At 67.5% G+C, this 12,565-nt stretch carries 10 protein-coding genes; 2 read left to right on the top strand and 8 right to left on the bottom strand.

Going from position 1 to position 12,565, the window contains the following annotated elements; all coding sequences use genetic code 11:
* The first annotated feature begins 99 nt into the window (after positions 1 to 99).
* Entirely contained in the window at positions 100 to 384 is a 285-nt protein-coding gene (locus R0145_RS17015; RefSeq protein WP_317838135.1) for a type II toxin-antitoxin system ParD family antitoxin, read from the top strand.
* Entirely contained in the window at positions 381 to 695 is a 315-nt protein-coding gene (locus R0145_RS17020; protein WP_317838136.1) for a type II toxin-antitoxin system RelE/ParE family toxin, read from the top strand. The genes R0145_RS17015 and R0145_RS17020 overlap by 4 nt, the downstream gene beginning before the upstream one ends.
* Before the next feature lie 433 nt (positions 696 to 1,128).
* Here the strand turns inward: R0145_RS17020 and R0145_RS17025 are convergent, their stop codons facing one another.
* From R0145_RS17025 to R0145_RS17060, 8 genes are all read right to left on the bottom strand, one after another.
* The gene (locus R0145_RS17025; protein WP_317838137.1) at positions 1,129 to 2,040 is read right to left on the bottom strand and encodes a restriction endonuclease; all 912 of its coding nucleotides are present in this window, start codon (positions 2,038 to 2,040) and stop codon (positions 1,129 to 1,131) included.
* A 26-nt stretch (positions 2,041 to 2,066) separates the two neighbouring features.
* Positions 2,067 to 2,300, bottom strand: coding sequence for a restriction endonuclease subunit S (locus tag R0145_RS17030; protein ID WP_317838138.1), 234 nt, complete (start codon positions 2,298 to 2,300; stop codon positions 2,067 to 2,069).
* A 45-nt stretch (positions 2,301 to 2,345) separates the two neighbouring features.
* Entirely contained in the window at positions 2,346 to 3,002 is a 657-nt protein-coding gene (locus R0145_RS17035; RefSeq protein WP_317838139.1) for a vancomycin high temperature exclusion protein, read from the bottom strand.
* A gap of 151 nt (positions 3,003 to 3,153) precedes the next feature.
* Positions 3,154 to 4,596 carry a LuxR C-terminal-related transcriptional regulator gene (locus tag R0145_RS17040; RefSeq protein ID WP_317838140.1) on the bottom strand — a complete coding sequence of 481 codons (1,443 nt, stop codon included), beginning with the start codon at positions 4,594 to 4,596 and terminating at the stop codon, positions 3,154 to 3,156.
* 144 nt (positions 4,597 to 4,740) lie between these two features.
* On the bottom strand, positions 4,741 to 5,676 hold the full coding sequence (locus tag R0145_RS17045; protein WP_317838141.1) for a class C sortase: 936 nt from the start codon (positions 5,674 to 5,676) through the stop codon (positions 4,741 to 4,743).
* Positions 5,673 to 6,701, bottom strand: a complete 1,029-nt coding sequence (locus R0145_RS17050; RefSeq protein WP_317838142.1) for a class C sortase — start codon at positions 6,699 to 6,701, stop codon at positions 5,673 to 5,675. Before R0145_RS17050 ends, R0145_RS17045 begins: the two co-directional genes overlap by 4 nt.
* 82 nt (positions 6,702 to 6,783) lie before the next feature.
* Complete coding sequence (locus R0145_RS17055; RefSeq protein WP_317838143.1) at positions 6,784 to 8,445, bottom strand: SpaH/EbpB family LPXTG-anchored major pilin; 1,662 nt, start codon at positions 8,443 to 8,445, stop codon at positions 6,784 to 6,786.
* Between the two features lie 72 nt (positions 8,446 to 8,517).
* Positions 8,518 to 12,060, bottom strand: coding sequence for a SpaA isopeptide-forming pilin-related protein (locus tag R0145_RS17060; RefSeq protein ID WP_317838144.1), 3,543 nt, complete (start codon positions 12,058 to 12,060; stop codon positions 8,518 to 8,520).
* Positions 12,061 to 12,565: the final 505 nt, after the last annotated feature.

Raw genomic sequence — 12,565 nt, forward strand, 5'->3', positions numbered from 1 at the left:
GCCTCCAGGCACTCGACCAGACTGGGGCCGCGCCGACGTCCTGTGCCGCCAGGCTCCCGCGGACGTAGGATTGAGTCCTATCGAGAGTGAGACCCGATCATGCGCACTACGAAGCAACTCAGCATCACCCTTCCCATCGGCATGGCCGAGGCGCTGAAGGAACGCGTCACATCTGGCGCCTACGCGAGCGAGAGCGAGGTCGTTCGGGATGGCCTCCGTGCGCTGTTCGCGCGCGAGGAAGCCATCGAAAACTGGCTGCGCACCGAGGTTGTCGCCTCGTACGACGAGTTGCGAGCTGATCCCTCGCAGGCGATCAGCTCGGCTGATATGCGTGCGCACCTCGCGGAGCTGCATGCCCACCGTCTCGGAAAACAGGACTCGTGACCCGGCGCGTCGTCTACTCACCACGCGCCCAGGAGCAGCTCGATCGTCTCTACCTCTGGATCGCCGAACAGTCGGGCTTGCCCGACCGGGCAGAGTGCTACGTCTCTGCGATCCTCGGGTACTGTGATGGCTTGGCCGAGTTCCCGATGATCGGAATCGCCCGAGACGACCTGCGGGCAGGGCTGCGCACGATCGGCTTCCTACACCGTGCGGTCATCACGTTCGCGGTTCATGAAACTGCTATCGAAATCCACGGCGTCTATTACGGCGGCCAGGACTACGAATCACTGATTGCGGATGAGAACAGTTGAGAACTGTCCGCAGCGTACACCTCAGTCCGCAGCTGGAGGCTCGCCGAGCTCTTCCACTCTCGATGCCCAAGCATCACTAGCCTGGGCTGGGCATTGGCCCCAGGCCCCTCGTGACGCCGCCTCAGCACGGATCCGTTGACGTACGCCGTCGATGTCGAGGGAGGGGACCCCAGAACCCTCCGCCAGCGCACGCCCGGGTGCCTTGACTGTGACGTGGACGTCGACGGTCTCGAATGGGACGTCGAGCCACGCAGCGGCGACGCTCTGGGCTTCATACTCAACCTCGGCAAGGGTGTGAGCCTGACCACCGGTCCCGAGTGCGGGGATTTCGAACACCCACCAGGGACCCTCGCGCTCAGCAGTAACCTCAAACGTTCGCACGTTCATCGGCGCTTCCTTCCGCGCAACCGCTCCTGCAGCAATTCCACACCTGCTACTCGAAGAAGTCCTCGTCGATCTCGACGATCTGGATGGTCTGCTTGACCTGGACGCCGACGCCGTAGCGGATCATCAGGCGGGTGAGCCGTTCGCCGTCGATCAGCACGACGCGGGTCGGGACCGATTCCGCGTACGACCGCGCCCCGTCACTGAACATGCTGGTGGTGATGAAGACGCCCTGATTGGCCTGGTTGCCGGCGAGCGCGCCGACGAACGCCTGGATCGCCGGCCGGCCCACGCTGTTGTCGGGCGCGTAGCGCTTGGCTTGAACGTAGATCCGCGACAGACCAAGCGCGTCCTGGTCGATGATGCCGTCGATACCGCCGTCGTTGGACAGTTGCGTACGGGTGGCGGCGCCCTCCGCCCCGCCGTAGCCCATCTTCATCAGCAGGTCGAGCACGGCCTGCTCGAAGAAGACCGGTTCCTGGGCGTGGATCCTGGTCAACAGTTCGTCGGCCACATCCGCGGTGATCCGCGCGATGCCGGCCTCGATCTGCTCCTGCGGGTCGAGCACCGATTCGGCCGTCTCGACCTCGACGAGCTCAGCGGTCGGCAGCCCAGCCGGCGGTGGGAAGGCGGCATTGAACGCCTTCCAGGTGTGCGAGGCGTTGTCCTCACCAGCCAGCCGCCGAAGATCCCTCTCCGTGATCCCGTCCGGATGGTCATCGAGCAACCTCCGGCCGACCTCCGTGATGCGATAGTGAGCCCGCGAGGTGCGCTCGATCGCCCGGGCGCGGGTCAGGTACGACAGCGCCCAACTGGCACGGTTGAGCCACTGTTCTTGACCGGACGGGATCATGATCTGACGCTGCTCGTCGGTCAGCCCGAGCGACTCGGCGGCACCCTCGACGATGCTGCGATTACGCCGGATCTCGCCGTCGAGGAGCACCCGGAGGGACGGAGCCATGTACTGATCCCAGGTCGGAGCGGACATCAGAGCTCTCCGCGGAAGGCGTGGGCCCGGAGGGCGTCGTCGGCCGCGAGAGCACGCTGTACGGCGGCGCGCCGAGCACTTACCTCCTTCACCCGCTCAAGGTAGATCTGCTGTATTTCGAGCGGGGGCACCCCGACCGGCAGCGCCTTCAATTGGGTCATGTTGATGGATGCGATCCCGGTGGTCTGCTTTGCGGCGCTGTCGATCTTGCTCTTGAGCTCACCCGTAATCACACCGGCACTGTAGTGGCCTCCTCAGACAGCCCGGACGAGGCGAGGTCAGTTGGCCAGCGCCTTCTCGACCGAGGTCTCGTGCGGGCCGAGCAGCGGGACCCGGCGTGTGGTGACGTCCAGGACCATCTTCCAGTTGGCCGCGACCTCACGGACGCGGTTGGGTGGCCCGGCCGACACGGCGCTGTCGCCGACCCCGATCGCGTCGAGCCCGACTGCCCGGCAGGTCGCCACCGCCCGCGGAAGGTGGAAGTCCTGCGACACCACGGTGACCGCGTCGACCCCGAACACCTGCTTGGCCCGGACACACGACGCGTACGTGTCGAAGCCGGCGTAGTCGGCGACCACCTTGCCGGCAGGCACGCCCCGCTGGATCAGCCAATTCCGCATCGCGTCGGGTTCGTCGTAGCCGACGGTGCTGTTGTCACCGGAGACGAGGATGACCCTGACCTTCCCGGCCCGATAGAGCTCCAGGGCCTTCTGCAGACGGCCCTCCAGGAAGCCGCCCGGCCGCCCGCTCGAGTCGGCCCAGGCGCCCATCACCAAGGCGACCGGCCGAGTGGGGGCACCGGCCACGGAATACCTCAGATGGCTGGTGGTCAGTTGCACGAACGCGGTCGGAGCGAACCCCACCGCGACCAGGGCAAGCAGGATGGCGACGACGACGATCCTGCGTCGGGTGCGGCGTCCAGGAGCAGGCGACATCCGAGCGGGGTGGGGCGGAGTGGTCACAGCAGTCACGTTTCGCAGACTATTGACGGCCCCGCCGACACCCATCCGGGATCGCCCGGACTTGAGCCTGGGGCTGCCGCGCCGCTGGGCGGGACGGCTGACAGGACTGCGGGGCGGTCGGTGGTTACTGTCCCGCGGACACCGGGCCCGGCGGATTGACGAAGAACCCGGCTTGTTCCAGGCTGTCGACCGCTTCGGCCCTGCCGGAGACCTCGAGTTTGCGGTAGAGAGTGCGGGTCTGGGTCTTCACCGTGTTGATCGACACCTTCAGCCGGTCGGCGATCCCGGCGAGGGTCAGGTCGGTGGCCAGCAAAGGGGCCAGAACGACCTCCCGTTCGGTGAGCTGCGGCGGCACGAAACCCAGCGCCTTAGGAGCGGGATAGCCAGTCCCGGGGATGCGCGCGGTGATGAGGCGGCCGAGCTCGGGCTCGTCCCTCATCAGCCGGAGGTAGAGCCTCTCGACAGCACTGACGGGTAGCCCCAGGACCGGGCTGATGCCTCCGAGGTCAGCAGCCAGATGGGCTGCTCGGGAGAACTCCGCGTCGGCAGGGTCGTGATGTCCCAGCAGCTCATAGGCCACCGCCCGGCGAAAATACACCGAGGGCAGTGTCCGTAGGTTGTGGTCGGGGCAGTTGCCGACACAGGCCTCGGTGACCTGCAGCGCCTTGCGGGGTTCCCCCAGCCTCAGGTGGACGGTCGCCAGCATCAGCTCGAAGCACACCGGGTGCTCGGGCTGCGACCGCCGGCCGGCGAGGGACCTCAACGCGGCGCCGGGATCGCCCAGATGGATGAGGGTCAAGGCCTTCATGTAGACGGCCTGGTCTCTCAAGAAGGGAGGACAGCAGTGCCGATCGGCGCCGCGGACGACCTTGTCGGCCACCACCAGCAACTCCCGATACTCCTCCCGGGCGACATGCAGCCAGATCAGACCGATCTGGGATACCGCCCGTTCCACAACGTCATCGGAGTCGCTCCACTCGAAGGAGTCGAGGGCGACCTGAATGCCCTCGGGATCGCCGCGTCGGTAGTTGATCAGCACTCGGGCGAGCACCAGTGGCCACTTCTCGGCTCCCCAGTCGTGACCGGCACCGATGTCGTCGGCTACCGCCAGCAGGTCAGAGGCCGCCGAGAATTCCCCGTTCTCCACCAGGCTTGCGGTGAGTAGGCCCAGGGTACGGAATCGGTGGGCGTCGTTGCCGGACTCGGTGGCGTAGTCGAGGGCGATACGGGCACAGTCTGTGCTGTCGCGGCAGCGGCCGACCGACAGGTAGGCCTCGGCCAGCACCGCGTAGCACGCCGACTGGGTCTGCGCCGGTGCCGTCACGGCGACACGTCGCAGCAACGGCATCCCCTCACGGTCGGCCAAGTCGGCGGCCGCCTGGGCCTGTCCGGACTGCACCAGGCACCAGACCAACGCCGCGACGCAGGCTGCGCGCTCCTGTGGCCGGAGCCGGCCCAGGTCACCGGACGGGGTGCCGAGAATCACATCGATCACCGAGCGCGGGACGGCCGGCTGGCCGGGCAGACCACACCGAAGCACCGCGGTGGCGGCCTCCACCACAGACACGGCAGAACGTTCCCGAGCCCCACCCGCACCGCCCGGGACACCACTCCTGCTCGGGTGACCGCTCACCCCACCCACCCTAACAATCCCCCACCGAACACACCCCCACCACTCCCACCATCCACGACGGACCAGGCCCTCGGCAGTTCACGGCAGCGCCCGCGACGGGCCGCGCCCGGCGCGTCGGATCTCCCGGGCCACGACGAGCACGAGCAACAGCAGCACCGCCACCGCACCGCCGAGCAGCCCGTACATCCACGGCTGGAGTCTCAGCAGGGAACTGACCGGCGTGGCGGGGGCGGACGCGGCGGCAGTGAAGGGCACCCGGTGGCCGGTGACGAGCAGCCGGTGGGTGTTGACGGCGTACGGCGTGCAGGTGAACAGGGTGAGTAGATCCTTCCCGGGGACGACCCGCAGGTCGTCGGTCTGCGTCGGCAGGACGACCTTGATGCTGTCGACCTGGTAGGCCAGTGTCTGGCCGTACACGTCGACGTACATCAGGTCGCCGATCTTGACCTGTGTCAGATGGTCGAACAGGGTTGCGCTGGACAATCCGGTGTGGCTGGTCAGAACCGCGTGGGTGTTGTCCCCGCCGACTGGCAGCGACGTTCCGTACAGATGCCCGGCGCCCCTCGCGAGCGTCTCCTGGCTCGTGCCGTGGTAGACGGGCAGGTCGATCTGCCCCGAGGGCACGCGGATGCGGGCCATCGCGTCGAAGGCGTCCAGCGTGTGCAGGTAGTTGGAGTACGAGCCCGAGGACGGTGCCTTGGAGACGTCCTCCAGGTACGGGTCCAGGATCGGCACGCCGCTGAGCGTCGCGTTGTACGCGTGGGCACGCTCCAGTTGCTGGGCGAGCACGTCGGGGGAAACCTCCTGCACCTGACTGTTGTAGCGAGCCGCGAACTGCTGCTGCTTGACGTTGTTGAACTGTGTCGCCACGACCGGGTACAGCAGCACAGACACGCCGGCGAGGACCAGCAGCAACGGCACCAGCAGGTTCACCGCCGCGCGATGCCGCGGCGGCTCCTCTGCGTGGCGTGGCGACGGGGTCTCCGGTCCCTCTTCGGTGATGGTGCCGGTCATGTCAGGGCCTCCTCGGGCCGGATGTCGTCCTCGGGCCGGATGTCGTCCTCGGGCCGGATGTCGTCGGATCGGGTGGCGCGGTCCGTGGCGGATGCAGCGGTGTCGGCGGATGCAGCGGTGCCAAGGTGATGGCGACGGCGGTCCGCCACGATCCACGAGATCACCACGCCGCTCAGCAGCGCCAGTCCGGCGACGGCGACGCCGAGCCGCGGGACCATCCACGCCTGGACGGTGTCGTCGAACACGACCGGGGCAGGGCTGCTCGCTTCGGTGAGGACAGCGGCCGGGTCAGGGACGCGGACGCCGCGCACCAACAGGCGACGTGTCGGCTGACCGTCCTGGTAGTCGGTGCAGGTGACGAGCGTGACCAGATCCTGCCCGGGCACGGGGGCGACGGCCGCGATGTCGGTCGGGCTGACGACGCTGATCTTGTCGACCCGGTAGGTGAGGGTGCGCCCGTAGACGTCGATGAAGAACTCCTGCCCGACCGTCACCTCGGGCAGCCGGTCCAGGAACAGCCTGGCACGCATACCCGTGTGACCGGCGAGGACGGCGTTGGTGCCGGTGCCGCCGATCGGCAGCGCCGTGCCGTACATATGGCCGATGCCACGGGCCAGCTGGTCGGGGCCCGCGTCATGCAGGATCGGCAGATCGACCTGGATCTGCGGGATCCGTAGCCGCCCCATCGTCCCGAAGTCGGCCAGTTGACGCAGGTACAGGTCGTGGTCGGCGCTGCCGGTCGTCCCGCGGGAGGTCCAGGGGTCGGCCAGTTCCTCCGGTTTGAGGGCGATGTTGTAGGCGGCTGCCCGTCGCAGCCCGTCCAGCAGCTGCGGAGCTGGCGCGGCGGAGACAGCGTCGACGTAGCGCTGCGGGATGCTGGCGGCCCGGGCGTCGTTCAGGTAGGTCTCCCCCACCGGAAGGACCGACACCGCCACCCCGGCCAGGACCAGCACGGCGAACACGATGCGGTGCGGCCAGTCGGGCGTGTGATGGGCGCGGGTGAAGTGGGTGTGATGTCGGGGCATGTGCGATCGTGTCCGACGGTGGCGGCGGGGATCCGGTCCGCCGCCACCGTCGAGTCCTACTCCTGTCCGGTGCAGATGCGGGTCAGGACGCCTTGCGCTTACGCGAGGCGCGGGCGTAGTACGCGGCACCACCGCCGATCAGGGCGGCGCCGCCGATGCTGAGGGCGGCGATGCCCTGGCCGCCGGTCAGCGGCAGGCTGTTGCTGAGGTTGGACTTCTCGTTGGACACGTCCAGCAAGGTCAGTGCGAGGGTGCCGTCCGTGGTCTGCTTGACGGTGAACGCGATCGGGGTGGCGTTCAGGTTGTAGCCGGTCGGGGCCTTGGTCTCGACCAGGCAGTAGGTGAGCAGGTCGGTCTGGGTCGCGTTGTTGTAGAAGTCCGACGTCTGCAGTCCCTTGACCACGGCGACGCCGTCGGACCCGGTGACGACCGGACCGCCGATCACGTTGGCCGAGGTCACGTCGGTCGCATCGCACTTCTCGTCGTTGTTCGCATCGGCGTAGACGGTGAACTCGGCACCGGCGAGCTTGGTGGCCGTATCGCCGCCGTCGAACTTGTTGATTCTGACGTCCCCGTACTTGGTCTTGACCTCGTTCGAGGGAGTGCCGGGCGGAGTGGTCGGCGGCGTGGTCGGCGGCGTGGTCGGAGTCGCCGGGTTGTAGCCCGGGATGGAGTTCTGGTTCCACCAGTTCTCGTTCGGGATGAACGACGCCTGGTTGGGCACGACGCCGTCGGCATCCTCGGCACCCACCGTGGTGTGCAGCACGGTCGTCACGTCGGCGGACCGGTTGGCCTCCAGCTTGGTGAGGCCGGCATCGGTGAAGACGATCGTGACGACCGGACCGCCGGCAACCGGGCTGCCGTTCCAGAGGGTCGCCCCGGTCGCCAGGTCGGGTGCGGTGTACACGGTGTAGTCGGTGCCGGCCACCAGGGCGGCGCCCCCGACGCTGAGGTCGGCACCGGTGAACGTCACCGACGGATCGAGGTCGTCATAGATCACGTACATGCCGAGCGGGTCGGTGCCGTCGGTGATCGTCGAGGTCAGCGTGAAGTCGAGCGCATGGTCGGCCTTCGCGCCGTTGGCATTGTCGGTCGTCTGGGTGCCCTTGTCGTCCACCGCCTTGGTGATGGTGTCCTGCTGGTTCTTCGGGTAGACGTAGACGTCGTACATCCAGGTGGTGTTGTTGTCAGCGGTCGTCGCCGGATTGCCGTCGGGACCGTTCGGGTTCGTCATCGGCAGGGTCACCAGGAACGGGGCGGCCATGGTGTACCCGGCCGGCGCCGACACCTCCTCGACGTAGTACAGGCCGAGTGGCAGGCCCGACAGGTCACACTGGCCGGTGGCGTTCGTGGTGCAGGTGCCGACCTCGGCGGCCGCGCCGATTGCAGACTTGGCGCCGGCGATGTTGTTGTAGTATGCGGCCGCCTGCTGCCAGCCGCCGTTGGTCGTCAGGTCAACCCCGGGAACCTTGTAGATCTTGTAGGTGACTCCGGCCAGCGGCGTACGGCCGGAGACGCCTCCGATCGGAGTGCCGTTGTTGGTCCCGCCGGTGGTCGCGCCGGCGTATTTCGTGATGTGCAGCGTTCCCGTGGCCTCGGGGTTGATCAGGGCGACATTGGCGGCGGGGCTGCCACCGCTGGCAGGGGTGTCGTCGGCGAGGGCCAGCGTGGGTCCGATGCACATAGTGGTGATGGCCAGGGCGGAAACAGCAGCCGCCGCGAGGCTGAACGGCCTGCGAGTCATTCTGTCACTCCTCGGGTGAGTGGGTGGGGGTTGTGAATCGGGAGGTCGCGGCCGCGAGTCCCGGGTTTCCGGTCAGTCGCGGGCACGCCGGGGGGCGATGCGTCGGCCGGAAGTCTGGTGGTGGGCGATGGCGCCGGCGCCGAACAGCAGCAGGGCGACCAGGATGTTGGGCCACGGCCCTTCCCCACCTGCCTTCGGCAGCTGGGAGGCCGGCGCGTCGGAGACGACGATGGTGAAGTTGTCACCCTGCTGGAGGGTGACCACAGCCGAGCCCGAGTCGACGAGGCTGACCCCGGCGGTGGACACGGTGAACTGGATCGGCGTAGGCAGCAGGGTGAAGCCCTCAGGCGCCTTCGTTTCGACCAGCCAGTAGGTGCCCGGAGTCAACCGGGTCGAGGTGAACGTCGAACCGCCGGCCGTGTCGGGGGTGATCCCGCCCGCGATCGGCTGGGCTCCCGCAGCCGACGGGTCAGAGCTGTACAGCACGTAGTCGGCGCCGTTCAGCGGGCAGGTGGGCTGGCCGACGTCACACTGCAGGCCCTGCTTGACGACATGGATGGGGCCAAGCAGATCGGTGAGAGTCACGTTCGCCTCGTCGGAAGGATCCGGCAGCTGAGTCTGGCTGGTGTCCGACGGCAGCGGGGTGTGTGCGGTCGCCACATTGCGGACCGTCCCGGCCGCGTACATGCTCAGGTCGGCGATGAACTGGTACTCGTTGCTCTGTCCCGACGGCAGCGAGGCGATGGTGTGGTTGCCCTGCGGGAAGAGCGCGTCGGTGACGGTGATGTTGCTCAAGTCACCCTGGCCGGTGTTGGTGACGACGATCTTGTAGTTGACCGATGTCACGCCGACGGAGAACGAGGGCCAGTCGACCGGGTTGGTGTCCTGCGCGTCGTGCCACTGCCCCGCCGCGTCCTGGACGTACTTCTTCAGGTCGTAGGCGTAGAAGCGCGAGACGGTCGTCGGCGCCGAGGTCCGCATCACCAGTTCGGTGTGCGAGGCCCGCCCTTGGGCGCGGTTGACGTACGTGTCGCCGCCCTTGGCGCCGTTCGTGGTGATGAAGACCTGGAAGGTGCGGGTCTCGGTCGGTGCCAGCGCTCCACCGATCACCCGGATCGCGGTGATGATCGACGGGTCGGCGGGCTTCGTCGTGGTCCAGCCCACCGTGTTGCCGGTGACAGTCCCAGCAGCGCCGTTCGACGCGTTCACGGGATCGTCGGACAGCGCGCCGGGCGCCGTCGTCGTGTAGTAGACGGTGGCGCCGTTGGCGACCACGTCGGACACGGCGTAGCTGCCGGAGAAGCTGGTCCCGCGACCGTCACCGTTGTAGGGCAGGATGTCGATGACATCGGTGAACGTCTGGCCGGACGGATCGTCGGCCCGCAGGGACACGGTCCACGACCCCGTTCCGACGCCGTTGCCGGTCAGGTTCGGGATCAGTGCCTGGTCGGCCGACTTGCCGATCACCGTCGTTCCGGCGGTGTCCACCGTCACCGTGGCCGACGCGGGCGGGGAGCTGACCTTGCCGACCTTCGTGTTGGTGGCGATGCTGGCGACCGCACTGTTCTTCATCACCACACCGGCCGTTGTCGTGGTGTTGGTGGTGACCTGGTAGGTGAGGGTGTTCGCAGTGTTCGTCGGCACCGTGGCGAAGGTCCAGGTCAACACCTGGTGCCCATCCGCCGCCGTCGTGATCGTCGGCGCCGGGGTCGAGGATCCGGGCACGTAGCTGAGGCCGAGAGGCAGGTTGTCGACGATCGAGTACCCGGGGACGGTCGGGCTGGTGTACGTGCCGCCGTTGGCGCTGTACGTGAGGGTGAAGGTGGCCGTGTCGCCCAGGTGGATGACCGACTTGTCGACCGACTTGGCGAGCGCGGGCGACGCCGCGATGACCCGGAGAATGTCGCGTGACTGCGTCGTGTAGGGGTAGCGGGCGTTCGGCGTCGGAGTCTCCTGGGCGGTGTAACGACTCCAGGTGCCGTCCACCGCACGCGAGTGCCAGACCCAGATGTCCTGGCCGATGGCGACGTCGGAGTGGATCTGGACGGGCACCTTCAGCGCCACCCGGTCCAGTCGTGTCATGTCCAGCATGTTGTAGTCGACGCGCGCCGCTTTGACGGTGCTCAGATCTGCCGGCAGGGTCGTCGTCCAACCGGCCGCCGGCAGGTCACCGCAGGTGGCCACTGCATTCGGGTCGTAGCTGGCCGACGTCGGATCGAGTGCGGCAGGAGTCGTCCCCACGTAGTAGTACACCGTGTAGGGCCCCATGTCGGAGGCCGCGCCCCCGACCGGACTGACGACGGCAGGGCCGGTCGCGGTGACGTACTTGGTGTCGAGGATGGTGCACTGGCTGACCGTGTGACTGCTTCGCAGGACGACCGAGTCCGCGTACGTCGACAGCGTGGCGCCGGGGGAGGCGCGGAGCTGATCGTCCCAGGATGAGGTGCCGGTGTTACCGCGGCCCCAGATGCCGGACCAACCGGAGTTGAAGGTGATGATCTTGCTGGCCGTGTTGTTGGATCCGTCGTCGACCACGGACGCCGTGGGGTCGGCGGGCGCGGTGTAGGTGGGGGTGTTGGCCTGGACCGTCAATCCGGCCGTCGATGCGTTGGTGGCGGGGTCGATCTGGAAGAAGATCACACCACTGGCGACCACCTTGGCATCTGCGGGCAGGGGATTGCCGGCGGAGTCCTTGATCGGGGCATTGACCACCGACCAGTTGATGCCGTTGAGGGTCAGGGTGAACTGGTTCGTCGTTCCGATACGGGCGAGTTGGCAGTCGGTCACAAAGTTGGCGGTCTGGTCGGCCGGGTGGCCACTCCCGGACCAGGGGTGACCACTGGCCGACAGGGTGCCTGTGGTGCTGAAGGAGGAGCATCCGTAGCTATCGGAGCCGGCCAGCAGAGCCGCCGCGTTGGTGGCCGTCGCCGTGATGGTGTACGTCAGCGTGTCGGGGCCGGTCAGGCTGCCGTTGCCGAGGTAGAGGCTCCAGGGGAACTCGACCTTCTGGTAGTCCGACGTGCCGGTGGCCTGGTACCAGGCGTCCGGTTCGCTGAGCTTGAAGTCGATATCGAGGTTCTTGACGATCGGGATCGGCGTGGTCGAGGCGGTCGCCTCGCCGAAGACGGCCGACAGGCTCACCTTCGAGTCCACCGGGCCGTTCGCCACGACCGGGATCTGCACAGCCAGGGCCGTGCCCTCTTTCTGGGCACCGAAGTTGCAGACCATCGTGGTGCCGTCGGCAGAAATGGCCGAGACCGGCGTCACCCCCGTGGTCAGGCACGCATCCGGTAACCGGCTGAACGTGCCGTTGGTGGCCGTGATGGTGGCGTAGACGTTCTGTACCACGTTGTTCGACGGCGCGGCGGCGTCGCTGTTGAGGTTGAATCGCCACTCCGACGTCAGGACCTCCCCCTGGTGGACGCTGCTGGCGGTGCCGTCGGCCCACCTGGCCGACGCCTCGCGTACGGTTGCGGCGGATGCCGGCCGGGTACCTCCGAGAGACGCCAGCAGTGCGGCGACAACGACGAGAATCAACGCGATGCTCAGCGGCGACCCTCCTCGGAAGCCACTCCTACTGACGACAGAGTTTCCCCTGACAACTCGACTCCACACCACATTTCTCCCTGATCCGTCTATCGGTGCTGGCTCGTAACATCGGTCCGGCACAGGAAACGGCTCCTGTCGGACGACAGGAGCTCTGCAGAGTTTCTGCATTGCATTGGCCCGTGGTCGAAGAACTCCCCCCGGAGGTTCATTCGATACCGGCATCCCACCATCGGGCCGAGCACCGACCCCGCCCACGGCGCGGGGTTTCACCCCCGGTTTCACCCCATTGCCCTCGGCAGGGTGCTGACGAGACGGAGGCATCCGGACCCGACGATGTCCCGGATCCGGGCCGGGGACCGCCACCGAGGATCAGATTTGGGCGTAGAAGACCGATCCGGGCGGATCGCCCGCGTCCGTTGAAGCCGCGGACGATGGGCCGGACGGCTCCGGAGTCGGCTCCGGCGTCGATGTCGATGTCGATCCCTGATCCGCCCCGACATCGCCGTTCACGGGCTCGGACATGGCTGGTCCTCATTTCTCTCGAATTGCTGAAATCACCGGCTGATCTCGC

Origin of the sequence: Raineyella sp. W15-4, assembly GCF_033170155.1 — a bacterium.
In the GTDB taxonomy this organism is placed as follows: domain Bacteria; phylum Actinomycetota; class Actinomycetes; order Propionibacteriales; family Propionibacteriaceae; genus Raineyella.